Origin of the sequence: Alcanivorax sp. NBRC 101098, assembly GCF_001010505.1 — a bacterium.
Classification (GTDB): domain Bacteria; phylum Pseudomonadota; class Gammaproteobacteria; order Pseudomonadales; family Alcanivoracaceae; genus Alcanivorax; species Alcanivorax borkumensis.
Genome location: NZ_AP014613.1, coordinates 1,039,781 through 1,057,048 on the forward strand (window position 1 = coordinate 1,039,781; position 17,268 = coordinate 1,057,048).

The following is a 17,268-nucleotide window of genomic DNA, read 5'->3' on the forward strand; positions in this document are numbered from 1 at the left end:
ATCAGTAAATTCCGCAAACGAAAGTATACAAAAACATAGAATCTCGAACAGGGCAATCTAACAAATGGCAGAAAACAGCAATCTAGTACAGCGCCAGCAGATGGCCAGGGACGCAGAGGACGACATAGACTTTGCAAATCTTTTTGGTGTGCTGCGCGATCATTGGCTCTTGATTGCTCTAACGGCCTTCTTTGCAATGTTGCTTGCTATGGTCTATAGCCACTTTGCCACACCAATTTACAAGGGTGACGCATTGTTGCAGGTCGAGCAAAAGAGTGGCGGAGTGCCAGGTTTTTCTGAGCTGAATCAAATGTTCAGGCAGGAGGCTTCCACCGCGGCAGAAATTGAAATTCTTCGTTCCAGAATGATCCTGAAAGAAGTGATATCTCGTCTTAAAATGGATATCGTTGCCCGTCCCGATCGTCACCCCATCCTTGGTAAATTTACAGCCCCACCGCCGGCTCCGTCATTCGTCCCTCATCCCGTATTTTCTGGCTATCGGGATAGCGAAACCTTAATCAATATTGGTGCATTCACTTTGCCTGAGCGGCTTCGAGGACATGCCTTCAAATTGAAAGAGGAAGAAGGTTTGCCTGCTTTGTATTTAGGTGGAAAGCTAGTCGGTAAGGCGCCTCTTGGCGAGCCCATCGTGAGTGATGATGGAACCATACGTCTCTCTATCACAGAGTGGAAATTTGGTAATGAGCCCATAACGCTCATTAAACTGCCTGAAGTTGCCGCCATCAACCGTTTGCGGGGCAGTCTGTCGGTGCGCGAAATCGGTAAAACCGGAATGTTGGCAATGACTATGACCGGTCCTGATAAACAGCAGATTAAAGCTGTGCTGGATACTGTTAGTCGGGTCTACATACTTCAAAATATCGAACGCCGCTCTGCAGAAGCTGAAAATAGCCTTGATTTTCTCAGTCAACAACTGCCGGAAATCAAAGGAAAGCTGACTAGTGCAGAAGAAAAGCTCAATGCCTACCGTTTGGAAAGTGAGTCTGTCGATTTGACCATGGAAACTCAGTCGGTGCTGCAGCGCAGTGTTGAGCTAGAGGCCAAGATCAACGAGCTTAAAATACAGGAGGGTGAGATTGCCAGTCGTTTTACTCGTGAACACCCGGCCTATCAGACCCTATTGCGACAGCGAAACTCTTTGGTCGAAGAGAAAAGTGAACTGGATCAACAGATCAAAGAGCTGCCCAAGACACAGCAGGAAATACTTCGCTTGATGAGAGATGTGGAAGTCACCCAGCAAATTTATGTGGGCTTGCTCAACAAGGCCCAGGAGCTTCGTATCCTCAAGGCAGGGACTGTTGGCAGTGTACGTATTATTGATGAAGCCCTGGTGCAGCCCTCGCCAATTAAACCCAAAAAGGCGGGTCTCATACTGATGGCGACTCTTATGGGAGGGCTAGCTGCCGCAGGGATTGTGTTACTTCGGGCGCTCCTTAATAAAGGTATTGAATCTCCAGATAAGCTGGAAGAGCAAGGCGTTTCAGTGTATGCAGCTATACCTCTATCAGAACAACAACAAAAAGCTGAACGTCTCACTTCACGTTTCAAGCACCGCAAAAAAAATCCTGAGCAGGAAGTGATTCCACTATTGGCTAGCAGTGACCCTAATGACTTGGCCATCGAAGCATTGCGCAGCCTGCGTACCAGTTTGCATTTCGCGATGATGGATGCCAATAACAATGTTCTTATGGTGGCAGGCCCGAGTCCCTCGGTAGGGAAATCCTTTGTGTCGGCTAACCTCGCCGCTGTATTAGCCAAAGCTGGTCAGAAAGTACTATTGATTGATGCCGATATGCGGAAAGGGCATTTGCATCGGTTTTTCAAAGGACCTCACGATATTGGTCTATCTGATTTTCTATCAGGCCAAAGTGTAAAAAAAGATATTATCTATCAGACAGATGATCAAAAACTCCATTTGATTCCTCGTGGCAAGGCACCGCCAAATCCTTCTGAACTACTGATGCATGAGCGCTTCAGTACACTCATGGCTGAATTGAGTTCTGAATATGATCTGATTCTGGTAGATACGCCACCGATTCTGGCAGTGACTGATGCTGCAATCATCGGACAGCTGGCGGGCAGCAGCCTGTTGGTGGCGCGTTACGGGTTAAACTCTGTAAAGGAAGTGGATGCGGCGTTAACCCGCTTTGCTCAGAACAATGTGGAAATCAAAGGTGCCATCCTTAACTGCATGGAACGCCGTGCTAGTAATGAATACGGTTACTACGCTTACGAATATGGTAGCAGTAACGATTAGGAAGTAACGGTAAAAGCTTCTCTTTAAGCTGGTGGGAGCAGTTAGCAAGCTCAAACACTCTATATGGCGCAAATCGAAAACAGCTACCCCAAGCGCAGTGGATTTTTACACCATAGAAAAGCAACGAGCAAGATGAACTATATACCGGTATTGAAATCCGGAAAGAGAGACCAAATGGAACTGGAAAACATCAAATTGGCCGTCATCGGCTTGGGTTATGTAGGACTACCGCTGGCTGTGGAATTCGGCAAGCATCGTTCGGTGGTTGGTTTTGATATCAACCAGCCCCGCATTGATGCCCTTAACAATGGCCATGATGTGACCATGGAGGTCGATGATGCAGAATTGGCCAGCGCCAGCCAGCTTATCTTCAGTACCGACCCGGCGACTCTAGACGACTGCAACGTCTATATCGTCACGGTACCCACCCCCATTGATGAGCACAAGCGTCCGGACCTTACTCCGCTGATTAAAGCGTCTGAAACCATTGGCAAGACCCTCAAGCGAGGGGATATCGTTATCTACGAATCCACTGTTTATCCCGGCGCCACTGAAGAAGATTGCGTCCCAGTACTGGAAGCGGTTTCCGGCCTTGGTTTCAATCAGGATTTCTTCGCCGGTTACAGTCCGGAACGTATCAATCCGGGTGACAAGCAGCACCGGGTTACTACCATCACCAAGGTAACCTCAGGTTCTACCCTCGAAGTTGCCGAGCTGATCGACCAGCTCTACGGTTCTATCATCACCGCTGGTACCCATAAAGCTTCCAGTATTCGCGTGGCAGAGGCCGCCAAGGTCATCGAAAATACCCAGCGTGACCTGAACATCGCACTGGTTAATGAACTGTCTATGATCTTCAGCCGAATGGGCATTGATACGGAAGAAGTGCTCCAGGCCGCAGGCACCAAATGGAATTTCCTGCCCTTCCGGCCAGGCCTGGTGGGCGGTCACTGTATTGGTGTAGACCCGTACTACCTCACCCACAAGGCTCAGGCCATCGGCTATCACCCGGAAATCATTCTCTCCGGTCGTCGTATCAACGATGGCATGGGCAGCCATGTGGCCAGTGAACTGGTTAAAGCCATGCTGAATCGCTGTATCCAAGTCAACGGTGCTCGGGTGCTGGTCATGGGCCTCACCTTCAAGGAAAACTGCCCGGACCTGCGCAACACCCGCGTGGTCGATGTGGTCAGGGAACTGCAGGATTACAATATACAAGTCGATGTTCACGACCCCTGGATCAATGCGGCAGAGTCCGAACACGAATACGGAATTAGCCCAGTGGACCAACCGGAGCAGGGCGCCTACGACGCCATCATCCTCGCCGTTGGTCACAACCAGTTCAAAGCCATGGGCGTCGCGGACATCCGCGGCTTCGGCAAAACAGAGCATGTTCTCTACGATCTGAAATACATCCTCCCCAAGGAGGAGGTGGACCTACGGTTGTAAAGGCAGCTGTGAGCTTTGAGCTATGAGTAAAAGACAAAACCCCAGGAGCTCTCTCTGCTCGTCAGGGTATGTCTGCAAGCGATTCTCTTGTAGGAGCGGTCGTCCGACCGCGAAATGACAGAAAACCGGCAAATCGCGGTGGAACCACCGCTCCCACAAAAAATGTAGGAGCCTCGCTTGAGAGGCGAATGCCCCAAAGGGGTGGGCGAACCGCCGAAGTCGAAGCCCGGTTTTTGCCTTTCCTTGCAGCTTGAGGCTTGTAGCTCACTGCTCGAAGCTCATAGCTAGAAGCTTGTTTAAACGAACAAACAACGGAACCACCATGACAACCCGCTACCAACAGATCCAGCAAGACCTCAAGGCCAGCCCCAAAACCTGGCTTATCACCGGTGTGGCGGGCTTCATCGGCTCCAACCTGCTCGAAACCCTGCTGCGCCTCGACCAGACCGTCATCGGTCTGGATAACTTCGTCACTGGCCACCAGCACAACCTGGATGAAGTCCAGACTGAAGTCACAGCAGCCCAATGGGCCCGCTTTACCTTCATCGGAGGTGATATCCGTAACCTGGAAGACTGCAAAAAGGCCGTCACCGGGGCGGACTATGTCCTCCACCAGGCCGCCCTGGGCTCTGTCCCGCGCTCCATTGAAGACCCGATCAACACCAACCAGGCCAACATCGACGGTTTCCTGAACATGCTGGTGGCTGCCAAAGACGAAGGCGTGCAAAGCTTTACCTACGCCGCCTCCAGCTCCACCTACGGCGACCACCCCGGTTTGCCCAAAGTGGAAGACAAAATCGGCAAGCCCCTTTCCCCTTATGCCGTCACGAAATACGTCAACGAACTCTATGCTGACGTATTTGCCCGCACCTACGATTTCAACACCATCGGCTTGCGCTATTTTAACGTGTTCGGCAAACGCCAGGACCCTAACGGTGCCTACGCCGCGGTCATCCCCAAATGGACCGCTGCCATGATCCAGGGCGAGGACGTGTTCATCAATGGCGACGGCGAAACCAGCCGGGATTTCTGCTTTATCGAGAATGTGGTGCAGATAAATCTGTTGGCGGCCACCGCAGAGGCAGAAGCAAAAAACCAGGTCTTTAACGTGGCCTTCGGCGACAGAACCACGCTGAACACCCTGTTCGATGCGCTTAAAACAGCCCTGAAAGAGTGTGGGGTGAACTATGAAAGTGATCCTGTTTACCGTGATTTCCGCGCAGGAGACGTTCGCCACTCCCAGGCCGACATCAGCAAGGCACAAGAGTTGCTGGGCTATGAACCCGCCTACCGCATTTACGATGGCATCGGCAAAGCCATGCCTTGGTACGAAAGCACACTGAATTGCGAGAGCGACGCATGAAAATTCTGGTCACCGGCGGTGCAGGCTTTATCGGTTCCGCCGTTATTCGTCACATCATCAGCAACACGGACGACAGTGTCGTCAATGTGGACAAGCTCACCTATGCCGGCAACCTGGAAAGCCTGCTCAGTGTCAGCGACAGTCCCCGCTATACCTTTGAAAAAGTGGATATTTGTGACCGGCATACCCTGGATGGGGTATTACAACGGCACCACCCCGATGTCATCATGCACCTCGCCGCAGAAAGCCATGTGGACCGCTCCATTGATGGCCCGGCAGCCTTCATGGAAACCAACATCATAGGGACCTACACCTTGCTGGAAGCGGCACGCCAATACTGGAACAGCCTGGACGACACTGCCCAGCAGACTTTCCGCTTCCATCACATCTCCACCGATGAAGTCTATGGTGACCTGGAAGGTCCGGAAGACCTGTTTACTGAAACCACCCCTTATGCGCCCAGCTCCCCGTATTCCGCCAGCAAGGCCAGCTCCGACCATCTGGTGCGCGCCTGGTTGCGGACCTATGGCTTCCCCACACTGATCACCAACTGCTCCAACAATTACGGGCCTTTCCACTTCCCGGAAAAGCTCATCCCGTTGATGATCCTCAACGCCCTCGAAGGCAAGCCGCTACCGGTGTACGGCCAGGGTACCCAGGTACGTGACTGGCTCTACGTGGAAGACCATGCTCGCGCCCTCTACAAAGTGGCAACTGAAGGCAAAGTGGGGGAGACCTACAATATCGGCGGCCACAACGAAAAACAGAACATCGACGTGGTACACACCCTCTGTGATCTGCTCGAAGAGCTGGTACCGAGTAAACCAGAAGGTATCAGCCAGTACCGGGATCTGATCACACATGTCCGGGACCGCCCAGGCCATGATCTGCGCTACGCCATCGACGCCAGTAAGATCGAGCGAGAGCTGGGCTGGACCCCGCAAGAAACTTTTGAAACCGGCATCCGCAAGACCGTGCTGTGGTATCTAGATAACAGCGAATGGTGCCAACGAGTGCAGGATGGCAGCTACCGGCGCGAACGGCTTGGCACCGGTTCAGGCACTGAGGGAAAGGAATAAAGGCCATGGCAAGGACGCAGGGAAAAAAGACAATCTTGCTGCTAGGCAAAAACGGACAGGTCGGCTGGGAGTTGCAGCGTGCCCTGGCGCCGTTCGGTCAACTCATCGCCTTGGATCGCGCCGGCCAAAATGGATGGTGTGGTGATATTGGCAACCTGGATGGCCTGCGCGAAACCATCGAGCACATCAAGCCGGACGTGCTGGTCAACGCCGCGGGCTACACTGCAGTAGATCAGGCCCAGAGCGAACCGGAGCTTGCCGCACGGCTCAATCATCAGGCACCGGCCTTGATGGCAGAGTTGATGAAAACCCATGATGGCTGCCTGGTCCATTACTCCACCGACTACGTCTTCGATGGCAGCGGCAACCAGCCCTGGAAAGAAACAGACAGCGCCGGCCCCCTCAACGTCTACGGCGCCACGAAGCTGGCCAGCGAGCAGGCCATTCAGGCCAGCGGCTGCCAGCATCTGATATTCCGCACCAGCTGGGTGTATGCCAGCCGAGGCAACAACTTCGCCAAAACCATGCTGCGCCTTGCCAAAGAGCGCGACACCCTGAATGTGATAGACGATCAGATCGGCGCGCCCACCGGGGCCGAGCTGATTGCCGACATCACCGCGCACGCACTTCGTCACTGTGAGCAGCAACCGGCGGCATCAGGTCTTTATCATCTGGCCGCTACTGGCGAGTGCTCCTGGTATGACTATGCGCGCTATGTCATTGAGTGGGCCAAAGAGGCTGGGCTGCCTCTCGCGGTGAAAGCGGTCAATCCGATCCCCAGTGAGGCCTACCCGGTTCCAGCCGTAAGGCCGCGAAATTCCAGGCTGAATTGCCGGGCGCTCACTGAAACCTTCGATCTTGAATTAGCCGACTGGAAGCTGGGCGTGCAACGCATGCTTCAGGAAACCAACAAGGAACCCTCATGAGCAACCGCAAAGGTATTATTCTGGCCGGAGGCTCCGGCACACGCCTTTACCCCATCACCATGGGGATGTCGAAGCAGCTGCTGCCTATTTACGATAAACCGATGATCTACTATCCGCTGTCGGTTCTCATGCTGGCGGGCATTCGGCAAGTCTTGATCATCACCACGCCTGAAGATCAGGCCGGCTTCCAGCGTCTTTTGGGCGACGGCAGCCAATTCGGCATCGAAATTACCTATGCGATTCAGCCCAGCCCGGATGGCTTGGCCCAGGCGTTTATTATTGGCGAGGAATTTATCGGTAATGATCCCGTATGCCTGGTGCTGGGAGACAACATCTACCATGGTCCGGGGCTTTCAGGGCTTCTTAAAGCGGCTAACGACAAGGAAGCCGGGGCGACGGTATTCGGGTACCACGTATCCGATCCGGAACGATTTGGTGTCGTGGAATTCGATGCCAACAAGCGGGCTGTCTCCATTGAGGAGAAGCCCTCTATGCCCAAGTCCAACTATGCGGTGACAGGGCTGTACTTCTATGACAACGATGTAGTGGAGATCGCCAAACAGGTTAAACCCTCTGACAGGGGCGAGTTGGAAATTACCACCGTGAACCAGGCGTATCTGGAACGTGGAGATCTGAACGTGGAGCTGCTGGGCCGCGGTTACGCCTGGCTAGATACAGGCACTTTCGACTCTCTTCACGAAGCCTCGGGCTACATCGAAACTCTGGAAAAGCGCCAGGGCCTGAAGGTGGCCTGTCTGGAAGAAATTGCATACCGGATGGGATTTGTCAGCAAAGAACAACTCCAGACCCAGGCAGAGTTGCTAAAGAAGAACAGCTATGGGGCCTACCTGACAAAAATTCTGGAGCAGGAGTAACCATGGAAGTGATCGAAACCAGCATCCCGGACGTAAAGCTGATCAAGCCCAAAGTCTTTGGCGATGAACGAGGCTTCTTTATGGAAACCTGGAATGCCAAGGTTTTTGAGCAAGCCGGTATTGTTGTCACTTTCGTCCAGGATAATCACAGCCGATCAGTAAAGCATACCCTCCGTGGCCTGCATTATCAGATCAAACAACCTCAGGGGAAACTGGTGCGTTGTACCCGCGGTGAAGTGTTTGATGTGGTGGTAGATCTGAGAAAAGACTCTCCGACCTTTGGTCAGTGGGTGGGAGAATTTCTTTCAGAGGCAAACCAGTACCAGCTCTGGGTGCCGCCTGGTTTTGCCCATGGTTTTTTGGTAACAAGCGAGATAGCAGATTTTCAGTACAAATGCACCGATTTTTACGCCCCGGAGCATGAGCGCACACTGCAATGGAATGATAAGACCGTAGGTGTCGAGTGGCCTTTGGAAATTGGCTTGAGCCTTAAACTTTCCATAAAAGATAAAGCTGGCCTGGATTTAGAGGCAGCCAAAGCTGAACTGGAAGCCCTTCTATGATACCAGTAACGAAACCATACCTTCCTGATCGCAAAACCCTGGATAAATATCTGGATGGAATTTATGAGCGAGAATGGCTAACGAATAATGGTCAATTGGTTCAAGATCTGACAGCACGCCTTGAGGAATATCTTGGTGTAGAAAATCTGTTATTAGTGGCGAATGGTACCCTGGCATTGCAGATAGCATACCGGGCTCTTGGGGTAAGTGGCTTTGAATACCAAGAACAGCCAGAAGCTATCACAACGCCATTTACCTTTATCGCAACTGCCAGTTCCCTGAAATGGGACGGAGTGCAACCTGTCTTTGCAGACATAGACCCGAATACCTGGTGCATCGACCCGGACAATATTGAAAAAGCCGTAACGTCAAATACCAAAGCGATTGTGCCTGTACATGTTTTTGGTAATGCCTGTGACGTAGACGCTATTGATGAAATAGCAAGGCGCCATCAGTTGAAAGTTATTTATGACGCTTCTCATGCCTTTGGTGTGAAATATAAAGGTAAAAGTCTCCTTGAAAATGGGGATGCATCCACACTGAGCTTCCATGCCACTAAACTTTTTCACACTGGCGAGGGAGGTGCGATCGTTTTTAAACGAAAAGAAGATTTGGAAAGCGCAAGAAAAATGATCAATTTTGGCATAACGGGGCCAGAGACGATTGATGGGATCGGTATTAACGCCAAAATGAATGAGTTCCAAGCGGCGCTTGGTTTAAGTGTGCTTGATGAAATCGACGAAAATATACAAGGGCGGAAAAAAGTTTGGGAGAATTATAAAAATCTGCATTTTGCAAATACGCGAAAACAGTTGATAAGCCAAAAAATCAGCATTAACTATGCTTATTACCCATTGCTACTTTCGGAAGAGAGAGATGTTTTAAGGGTTCAAGAATTATTAAAAGAAAATGGAATTCAAGCAAGAAGGTACTTTTCCCCTTCTTTGAATAACTTAGCTTTTCTAAGCGAAGGCCACTGTTTCCCCGCTTCTGAAAGTATCGCATCGAAAATTCTTTGCCTGCCAATTTACCATGGTTGTGATTATGAATATGTATCAAAAGTGCTACGTGAAATTCTTTGATTTTTTTAGAAAATTGTGCTCGCGTATCCCGCTGGGGGAGTCAATATACTATTGGGTAATATCTAATATACCTATAGCAAGAGAGGATATTACTTCTCGACTGGATGGGCGCGTTTTTTTTGTGACGAGCACAGGAAGAACTGGCACAGCTATGATTTCTAAAATGTTAAATAATGTTGACGGTTTGAATGTCAGACATGAACCTGTGCCCAAAGAGCAGCTATATCATCGATATTCTTTGGAGAACCCGGCCTACTCATCTGGATACGTCAACAAATTTAGGATGAAAGAGATATTTTTGCGCCAGAAAGATTACCCTTACGGTGAGGTCAATAGTGCTATTCGTAGGTTTGTGCCAGAAATAAAAAGCTATATGCCTAATGTACCAGTCGTTCATATAGTAAGAAATGGAAAGGATGTCGTCTCATCAATTCTTAATCGTGCATCATTGACTGAGCGCGACCCAGTCTATTATGGATTTTCTCCTCATGATTCTATTATTGCTCCACAAGAGTGGGATGAAATGAATAGATTTGAAAAGATTTGTTTTCTGTGGAATGAAGAAAATAAATGGCTCTCACAAGTGGCTGATGCAACTGTTAAATTTGAAGATCTTATTTCTGATTATGAGACTTTTGATAGCAAACTATGTCAAATAATAGGCGTGAAAGTTCCTAAAAGCTTGTGGTTTTCAGAATGTACAGTGACTATCAATAAAAATAAAAGCTATCTTGATTCACACAAATGTGAGAACTGGACAGATGCACAAAAAAATAGTTTCAAGCGTCTTTGTCACGACCAGATGAATGCTCATGGTTACGAGTTATGAATCAGCAAACTTTGATTTAGATACAGGAAATTCTAGAAGGCGCTAAAATATTTTTTGATTTTTGATGATGCTTGGTTTTGTGTCATCTGGGCGACTTCATTTTTTAAGAGATCAGGCGCCAGTATTTTAAATTCAAATGTGCCAATGCGTTGCTTCGGATGATACCTTTAAAGATGTTATTATATGCGCTTTAAAAATTTGAAAATCCTCCATTTGGCCACTAATGACAAATTTATTTGGCAGGCACTTGATGTTTTTGAAAGAGCATTTTCTGGCTCGAATGATGTTTTTATTTTTAATATAAAAAATAAACCTGTTCGTTTCAATGAGGTTAAGGCTAAAGTTATACAAGTTAAATTTCCACAACTTCAATTTCCACGACTCTCCCAGAATCTATACAGCCAATATGACATTGTTATATTCCACTCTTTTGATAGTTTGGTTTTTCCTGAAATATTTGCAATCCCAAAAAGTGTGGCGAAAATTTGGGTAGGTTGGGGGTTTGATTATTATTCGGAAATATCCAGTCCTGAAAAGCTTCTATTGCCAAAAACATATCAATACCGATCAGATGGGAATGGCAAAAGAAAAGATAATATATTTTCCAAGATGTCTCGCTTTTTCGCCAAAATGCTTGGCGTGAAAAAAAATAAGTATCAGGCTATCAGCAAACTGGATTTCTTTGCTCCCGTAATTCCTGAAGAGTACGACATGCTCAAATCTTCAAGGATATGGTCGAGTTTCCCTGACTTTTTGAACTGGAATTACGGCACAATTGAGGACCATTTTTTAAAGGGCTTTGATGATGTATCCGATGTTGGTGACGCTATTCTTCTTGGCAATAGCGCTAGCCTGACATGTAACCACCTTGATGCATTCGAGATACTTGTCCGGTTAGAAACAAATGAAAGAAAAATAGTTGTGCCATTAAGTTATGGGGGCGAAGCCTACGCAGATAAAGTTTGTCTAGACGGGGGGAAGTATTTCGGTGATAACTTTCTCCCCTTGAGAGGCTTTCTCCCAATTAGTGAGTATGTAAAGACAATATCCCAATGCGGCTTCGTTGTCATGAACCACAATAGACAGCAGGGCTTGGGTAATATTGTCATTATGTTGTATTTGGGGGCGAAGGTGTTTTTACGAAAAGAAAATCCCTTGTATGAAAATCTGATTTCCCAGGGTTTTATAATATCAGCAGTGCAGGATTTGGATAAAAACCCTGATTTGATAAAAAAGAAGCTGACAAAATTTGATGCTGAAAATAACAAAAAATTAATAATAAAGCGCTGGAGTAGAGAGGCCTCTATTAACCGTACCCTACGTTTAATAGAGGCGGGGATTGCAAGAAGTGCCTCTGAAAAAGGGGGCGCTAATGTCTAAAATCAGGTCTGGTGTCAAATGGACTCTTATCGAAACCTTGACGTCAAGACTCTTGCAGATGGTTTCTACCCTGTTTGTTGCCAGAATCCTGGGGCCTGAAGCAATGGGCTTGATTGCTCTGGTTTTAGTGTCTTTGGAGGTCTTCTCTGTTTTTACACAGATGGGTATTGGTTCTGCCATCATTTATCAAGAAAAACCGAAACCCGATCAATTGGCAACTCTTTATTCGTTAAACTGGATCCTTGCAATTTTGGTTTACGGTTTGATTTTTGCCGTATCGCCGTATGCTTCAGATTTCTTTGAAATGGTCGAGCTTGAAGCGGCGTTAAAAGTGGCAGCCTTGTCTCTCGTCGTGTCAGCTGTCGGCCAGCAATCGATTGTTTTAATGAGGAAAAGATTGGATTTCAAGGCTTGTTCTTTGATATTCATTGGCTCTTCAATTATTAATACTACCTTGTGCATTTTCTTTGTGCTTGATGGATGGGGTTTTTGGTCAATCATTGTTGCTCAATTAATTTCTCTTGCAGTAAGAAATATTGCGGCCTTCCTATATGGATTATCGAGAGGCATGTTCAACGGTTTTGGGCTTGATTTTATATCAGTAAAGCCAATGCTGGGCTATGGTTTATACCAGGTTGGATCTGCATTAACCGGACTTGTAAGTTCAAAATCAGATCATGTGATAATTGGTAAAATGGCAGGTGGCGCCTCGTTAGGTATGTATAGCGTAGCGAGTCAGCTTACTCTCCAGGTAATGCAGAAAATCATCGCGATTAATAACCGTGTCCTCTTTCCAGCCGTCTCAAAAAATCAAAATAACATTCCGCTCGTAAAGGATCTATATTTCAAATCCCTGAATAATATTATTATTATAGTGGCGCCAATGTTTATTGGCTTGTCAGTTTTGTCTGATTTATTTATTATTGTATTGCTGGGTGAGGGCTGGGACGGCCTTGGAAGTATAATAAGTCTTCTTTCGGTATATGTTTTAATTCGTTGTCTGGGTAGTTTGAATAACCCATTAGTATTGGGGCTTGGAAAGGCAAAGTGGGCGTTCCATTGGAATCTTTTACTGATGTTAGTCGTGCCGATTGTTGTCTTTGTAGGTTCATATCTCAACGGAGTAATTGGTGTGGCTGCTGGATTGATAATGGTCCAGAGCTTTGTTGTTTGTGCAGCATATTTCTATTGGGTCAAACGACTGCTCGGGCCATGCTTGAAAGATTATCTAGAAACAGTTTTTAGGCCAGTCTTGATTTCTTTTTCTATGGCGTTAATGGTCGGTTATAGTGCCAATAATTTCGGTCCAACAAATCCATTTTTTTCGTTGTTGCTCTTTGTTTTTCTAGGAGCATGCTTCTATATTTTTCTTTCTTATTTTTTAAACCGAAAAAACTTCAGCATCTTTATCGGCTCATTATTAGGTAAGGCATGACTGCTTCGTCTTTTTTATATTTTTTTTTGCAGTTTTTTTAGAGAAGTAAACTATATGGGAAGGATACGTGTTCTACATTCTTTGGAGTCGGTGAGTTCAGGCGGGGTTGAGCAAAGGCGCTTGTCATTGGCTCGGCACCTGGATCCTCAAATTTATGAACAGCAACTGATTTGTACTAAAGCAATAAAGAGTCTGCCAACTCAGTTCGAAGAAGCTGGCTGTAAAATTACAGAGGTCGGTGCTTTTCGCAGTATTCTGGACCTGCCCAGGTATAAAAGTGCATTGCGTGTGATCAGGGAATTTCGCCCTCATATTATTCATGGTGCCGTTTTTGAAGGAGTTGCCATGTCTGCTATCGCAGGCACCCTTGGCCGTGTCCCTGTTATCATAGGCGAGGAAACCAGCAATCCGATTAATAGAAGTTGGCGTGGCAATTTTATTTACAAAGGTATTACTGCGCTTACACACCACATGGTGGCAGTTTCTCCAGCTGTAGAAATTTATTTGACTGAAATAATTGGCTTGGCAAGAGATAAAGTGTCAGTTATTCCAAATGGGGTATCGGAAAAAAAACGACCTTCCGTTGAGTCTACTATTAATCTTCGGATTAAACTTGGTTTAACAGAAAAAGATTTTGTTATTGGAACAGTTGGACGTCTTTTCGATAGATCCAAACGAGTCAGTGATATTATCAAAGCAATGCCCTTGATAGTGCAAAATACCTCGAATGCTAAACTTTTGGTTGTCGGAACAGGGCCAGATGAGCCTCAGCTAAGAGAGTTAGCAGAAAGCCTTGGCCTTACTGACAAAATATTATTTGTCGGGTACCAATCCGACACACGTCAATTCTATGAGCTTATGGATGTGTTCGTTTTGGCTTCTGCGCATGAGGCATTTGGGCTGGTTTTAGTTGAGGCGATGTTCTCAAGATTGCCTGTTGTGGCAACCCGAGTAGGGGGGATACCGAAAGTTGTCGTTGATGGCGAAACCGCATTCCTCTGTGATCCATTTTCCCCCAGCCAAATTGCCGATAAAGTTATTCCCTTTTTTAAAAGCGCTGCGTTGAGAAAAACGTTTGGTGATGCAGGCAAGGAAAGAGCTAGGAAATATTTTAGTGAAAATCGTTACGTAACGGATGTTAGCCAGTTATACCAAAAGCTTTTGAATGTAAATAAAGTTCAAGATTGAGAATCAATCGTTGAACTATTTCCCAGTACCGAGTTCCGCTTTTATACTTTTTAATTTATTGTTCTGAATTTGGTGTGATTATATGCGTAATATCAAAAAGGAAGTTTGTGTTCTTGATACTTCTGTGGCGACATCAAATGTCGGCGATGAGATAATAATGTCTTCAGTGAGAAAGGAGCTTAATTCATTATTTGAGTGGGGTTTTTTTACGCGACTGCCTGCTAAGGAGCATATCTTCAGGGTGGGCTTGGGGGTGATCAGGCGCTCTGATTATACTTTCGTTGGTGGTACAAATTTCCTTTCATCGTTTATGAACAAGTTTAGGGCTTGGCAAATCTGGCTCTGGCAGGCTTTTTTCATTAGAGAAAAGATTATTCTGATGGGCGTAGGGTGGAGAGATTATCAAGGCTTGCCCAATTTTTATACAAAACTCCTTTTGAAGCTTGTTTTGGACAAAAAGGCTTTTCATTCGGTAAGAGACGATTACACAAAGAAAAAGCTTGAGTCTATTGGTTTTAAAAATGTAGTAAACACAGCCTGCCCAACAATGTGGTTGTTAACCGAAGCCCACTGCAATGATATTCCACAGGAAAAATCTGAGCGGGTTATCTTCACATTAACTACTTATTTGCCAGACCTGGAATTAGATAAGACTTTCGTGGAAACCCTGCTGGCTAAATATAAAGAAGTTGTTTTTTGGCCCCAGGGAAGAGGGGATCTTGATTACTTTTATTCTTTGGGGCTGGATGCGGAAGCGAAAGTAAGAATAATCTCTCCGAATCTTGATTCTTATGATTCCTATCTTTATCAAAATGAATCTGACTATATTGGAACCAGGTTGCATGGTGGTATAAGGGCGATTCAAAACAAAAAAAGAACTCTTATTATTGGTGTTGATAATAGAGCCGAAGAGAAGAAGGTTGACTTTAATCTTAATGTTGTAAGTCGCGGCGACTGGGATGGGCTGAATAATTTTATAAGCGGAAAGTTTCCAACCAAGGTAAAAATACCTGTTGTTGAGATTAACCTCTGGAAAGAACAGTTTTGCCGGTGATTTATGCGAGTTCTTAGGCTGTCAACGTTTCTTGATTACGGTGGTATTGAGTCAAAAATGGTCAAGCTCTCTAAAGTTGAGCAAGATCGTTTTGATTTTTATTTCTGTTCAATCGGCAAAGGCGGTGCTGCTGAGTCCGAGATTATAGCTACTGGCGGAAAAACAGTTTGCCTGAACGAAAGTTATAAAATTGGGTCTATGCGAACTTTTTTAAAAGTTGCTGAGTTAATTAAAAGTATTAAACCAGATGTTGTTCATTGCTCTGGGGCGGAAGCAGTATTCTACGGAGTGTTAGCCGGTAGACTTCTCAACGTTAAAATTGTCGTTGCTGAAGAAATTGGTATTCCAAAGCCCTCTCGTATCACTACCAGGGTGTTTAGGTTTGTTTATTCGCTTGCTCACAAGGCTGCTGCTGAGTCGGCACTGGTTTGTAATGAGTTATCGAGGATTTATTCTGTGAATCCTGAAAAAATTAACGTAATCCATAACTTCATTGATTGTAGCGCTATCGATACATCAAGATATTCCAGTTCGGTTTTTTTAAAATTGTTGTCTGTTTGCAGGCTTGAGCCGGTAAAGAATATCGAAGGTGTGCTTAAAGCGTTGAGCATTTTGAGAGATCAAGGTTATAAGTTTGTGTACCACATTTTAGGCGATGGTAGTGACTCTGAAAGACTAAAAGAAGTTGTCAGTGATTTAGCGTTAAGCGAAAAAGTAATTTTTCATGGGTACGTCGAAGATACAAGTAGGCATTACTTGGACGCTGATCTTTTTCTTATGAACTCATATTCAGAAGGTTTTTCAAATTCGTTGCTGGAGGCAATGAATCATAACATCCCCGTTATATCAACAAAGGTTGGTGGTGCTGTTGATGTTATTGAGAATGAAGTTAATGGTTGGCTCGTAAATACAGACGATGTGCCGATGTTAATTGATACTTTAAAGGGTTTCTACAGCCTGTCGGTCCCCGAGAGACTTATGATAGGTAAGAATGGTGGCGATCATGTGAGGTCATCGTTTTCATCGGAAAGTCACATGGCGGCATTATCTTCTCTCTATGCGGTTTGATTTGAGCGTTTACTATGAATGGTTACTTTTTCCGTTATTATGAATATTACTTTCCCCAGCTTTTCGGTTTTATCTTGAGGATTTTTTTTCCAAAAAAGAACCCCTTTACCGAGAGATGCTACAAAGAAAAAGTGATTTTTATTCATGTTCCAAAAAACGCCGGAAGAAGTATATATAAGTCTGTTTTTGGTGAAGATGGTAGGCATATTCAATTAAAAAGGTACTGCCTCTATGACAAGGGATCAGTTAATTCCTTCTATAAATTTGCAGTTGTTAGGGATCCTGTTGATAGGTTTGTTTCCGCTTTTAACGGTCTTAAGGGCTCTGCTAATTCTGACGGCGATTACGATAAGTTTGTTAGGCGCTACATCGATCCATTTTCTGACGTCGTTGATTTTCTGGAATGGATGATGGAATCAGATAAGAATACCAGGATGGTGCTTAAGTGGGTTCATTTTTATCCACAGTATAAGTGGGTCAGCCTATATGGCCGGGGGGTTAGTGTCGACAAGATACTAAAATTCGAAAAACTCGCTGAAGATTGGCCTTTGTTCGCCAAGGAAAATGGTTTTAGTCCAGAGCTTTCCTTTGTTGGAAAAGGAAGGAAGGCGGCTGAAAAAATCACTAAAGAGCATGTTGAATTCATTAGAAGCATTTATCGCAAAGACTGTGATTTGTTTTCTTACTAAAGCTTGAGAT

15 protein-coding genes are annotated in these 17,268 nt (G+C 46.1%); all 15 read left to right on the plus strand.

Going from position 1 to position 17,268, the window contains the following annotated elements; genetic code table 11:
* Positions 1 to 64: 64 nt before the first annotated feature.
* The 15 genes from AS19_RS04830 (at position 65) to AS19_RS04900 (ending at position 17,258) form a co-directional block, all read left to right on the plus strand.
* Positions 65 to 2,278, plus strand: coding sequence for a polysaccharide biosynthesis tyrosine autokinase (locus AS19_RS04830; RefSeq protein ID WP_046961774.1), 2,214 nt, complete (start codon positions 65 to 67; stop codon positions 2,276 to 2,278).
* A 174-nt stretch (positions 2,279 to 2,452) separates the two neighbouring features.
* A complete protein-coding gene (tviB, locus tag AS19_RS04835; protein ID WP_046961775.1) occupies positions 2,453 to 3,727 on the plus strand; it encodes a Vi polysaccharide biosynthesis UDP-N-acetylglucosamine C-6 dehydrogenase TviB in 1,275 nt (424 codons plus the stop codon).
* Between the two features lie 322 nt (positions 3,728 to 4,049).
* Positions 4,050 to 5,090, plus strand: coding sequence for an NAD-dependent epimerase/dehydratase family protein (locus AS19_RS04840; RefSeq protein WP_046961776.1), 1,041 nt, complete (start codon positions 4,050 to 4,052; stop codon positions 5,088 to 5,090).
* Entirely contained in the window at positions 5,087 to 6,169 is a 1,083-nt protein-coding gene (gene rfbB, locus AS19_RS04845) for a dTDP-glucose 4,6-dehydratase (RefSeq protein ID WP_046961777.1), read from the plus strand. The genes AS19_RS04840 and rfbB overlap by 4 nt, the downstream gene beginning before the upstream one ends.
* Positions 6,170 to 6,174: 5 nt before the next feature.
* Positions 6,175 to 7,095, plus strand: a complete 921-nt coding sequence (gene rfbD / locus AS19_RS04850; RefSeq protein ID WP_046961778.1) for a dTDP-4-dehydrorhamnose reductase — start codon at positions 6,175 to 6,177, stop codon at positions 7,093 to 7,095.
* The gene (rfbA, locus tag AS19_RS04855) at positions 7,092 to 7,970 is read left to right on the plus strand and encodes a glucose-1-phosphate thymidylyltransferase RfbA (protein WP_046961779.1); all 879 of its coding nucleotides are present in this window, start codon (positions 7,092 to 7,094) and stop codon (positions 7,968 to 7,970) included. The genes rfbD and rfbA overlap by 4 nt, the downstream gene beginning before the upstream one ends.
* Before the next feature lie 2 nt (positions 7,971 to 7,972).
* Complete coding sequence (rfbC, locus tag AS19_RS04860) at positions 7,973 to 8,533, plus strand: dTDP-4-dehydrorhamnose 3,5-epimerase (RefSeq protein WP_046961780.1); 561 nt, start codon at positions 7,973 to 7,975, stop codon at positions 8,531 to 8,533.
* The gene (locus tag AS19_RS04865; protein WP_046961781.1) at positions 8,530 to 9,615 is read left to right on the plus strand and encodes a DegT/DnrJ/EryC1/StrS aminotransferase family protein; all 1,086 of its coding nucleotides are present in this window, start codon (positions 8,530 to 8,532) and stop codon (positions 9,613 to 9,615) included. Before rfbC ends, AS19_RS04865 begins: the two co-directional genes overlap by 4 nt.
* Entirely contained in the window at positions 9,602 to 10,444 is an 843-nt protein-coding gene (locus AS19_RS04870) for a sulfotransferase (protein WP_144412626.1), read from the plus strand. Before AS19_RS04865 ends, AS19_RS04870 begins: the two co-directional genes overlap by 14 nt.
* A 183-nt stretch (positions 10,445 to 10,627) precedes the next feature.
* Positions 10,628 to 11,824: a TDP-N-acetylfucosamine:lipid II N-acetylfucosaminyltransferase gene (locus AS19_RS04875; RefSeq protein WP_082116348.1), complete on the plus strand. Its 1,197-nt coding sequence runs from the start codon at positions 10,628 to 10,630 to the stop codon at positions 11,822 to 11,824.
* Entirely contained in the window at positions 11,817 to 13,259 is a 1,443-nt protein-coding gene (locus AS19_RS04880; protein ID WP_046961783.1) for an MOP flippase family protein, read from the plus strand. Before AS19_RS04875 ends, AS19_RS04880 begins: the two co-directional genes overlap by 8 nt.
* 54 nt (positions 13,260 to 13,313) lie before the next feature.
* Positions 13,314 to 14,447: a glycosyltransferase gene (locus tag AS19_RS04885; RefSeq protein WP_046961784.1), complete on the plus strand. Its 1,134-nt coding sequence runs from the start codon at positions 13,314 to 13,316 to the stop codon at positions 14,445 to 14,447.
* 82 nt (positions 14,448 to 14,529) lie between these two features.
* The gene (locus AS19_RS04890) at positions 14,530 to 15,501 is read left to right on the plus strand and encodes a polysaccharide pyruvyl transferase family protein (RefSeq protein ID WP_046961785.1); all 972 of its coding nucleotides are present in this window, start codon (positions 14,530 to 14,532) and stop codon (positions 15,499 to 15,501) included.
* 3 nt (positions 15,502 to 15,504) lie between these two features.
* The gene (locus AS19_RS04895; RefSeq protein WP_082116349.1) at positions 15,505 to 16,569 is read left to right on the plus strand and encodes a glycosyltransferase; all 1,065 of its coding nucleotides are present in this window, start codon (positions 15,505 to 15,507) and stop codon (positions 16,567 to 16,569) included.
* Positions 16,570 to 16,583: 14 nt separating this feature from the next.
* Positions 16,584 to 17,258, plus strand: coding sequence for a sulfotransferase family 2 domain-containing protein (locus AS19_RS04900; protein ID WP_046961787.1), 675 nt, complete (start codon positions 16,584 to 16,586; stop codon positions 17,256 to 17,258).
* Positions 17,259 to 17,268: the final 10 nt, after the last annotated feature.

Coding starts and splice junctions, on each gene's coding strand:
- AS19_RS04830 (WP_046961774.1), top strand. CDS start 65: ATGGCAGAAAACAGCAATCTAGTACAGCGCCAGCAGATGGCCAGGGAC.
- tviB (WP_046961775.1), top strand. CDS start 2,453: ATGGAACTGGAAAACATCAAATTGGCCGTCATCGGCTTGGGTTATGTA.
- AS19_RS04840 (WP_046961776.1), top strand. CDS start 4,050: ATGACAACCCGCTACCAACAGATCCAGCAAGACCTCAAGGCCAGCCCC.
- rfbB (WP_046961777.1), top strand. CDS start 5,087: ATGAAAATTCTGGTCACCGGCGGTGCAGGCTTTATCGGTTCCGCCGTT.
- rfbD (WP_046961778.1), top strand. CDS start 6,175: ATGGCAAGGACGCAGGGAAAAAAGACAATCTTGCTGCTAGGCAAAAAC.
- rfbA (WP_046961779.1), top strand. CDS start 7,092: ATGAGCAACCGCAAAGGTATTATTCTGGCCGGAGGCTCCGGCACACGC.
- rfbC (WP_046961780.1), top strand. CDS start 7,973: ATGGAAGTGATCGAAACCAGCATCCCGGACGTAAAGCTGATCAAGCCC.
- AS19_RS04865 (WP_046961781.1), top strand. CDS start 8,530: ATGATACCAGTAACGAAACCATACCTTCCTGATCGCAAAACCCTGGAT.
- AS19_RS04875 (WP_082116348.1), top strand. CDS start 10,628: ATGCGCTTTAAAAATTTGAAAATCCTCCATTTGGCCACTAATGACAAA.
- AS19_RS04880 (WP_046961783.1), top strand. CDS start 11,817: ATGTCTAAAATCAGGTCTGGTGTCAAATGGACTCTTATCGAAACCTTG.
- AS19_RS04885 (WP_046961784.1), top strand. CDS start 13,314: ATGGGAAGGATACGTGTTCTACATTCTTTGGAGTCGGTGAGTTCAGGC.
- AS19_RS04890 (WP_046961785.1), top strand. CDS start 14,530: ATGCGTAATATCAAAAAGGAAGTTTGTGTTCTTGATACTTCTGTGGCG.
- AS19_RS04895 (WP_082116349.1), top strand. CDS start 15,505: ATGCGAGTTCTTAGGCTGTCAACGTTTCTTGATTACGGTGGTATTGAG.
- AS19_RS04900 (WP_046961787.1), top strand. CDS start 16,584: ATGAATGGTTACTTTTTCCGTTATTATGAATATTACTTTCCCCAGCTT.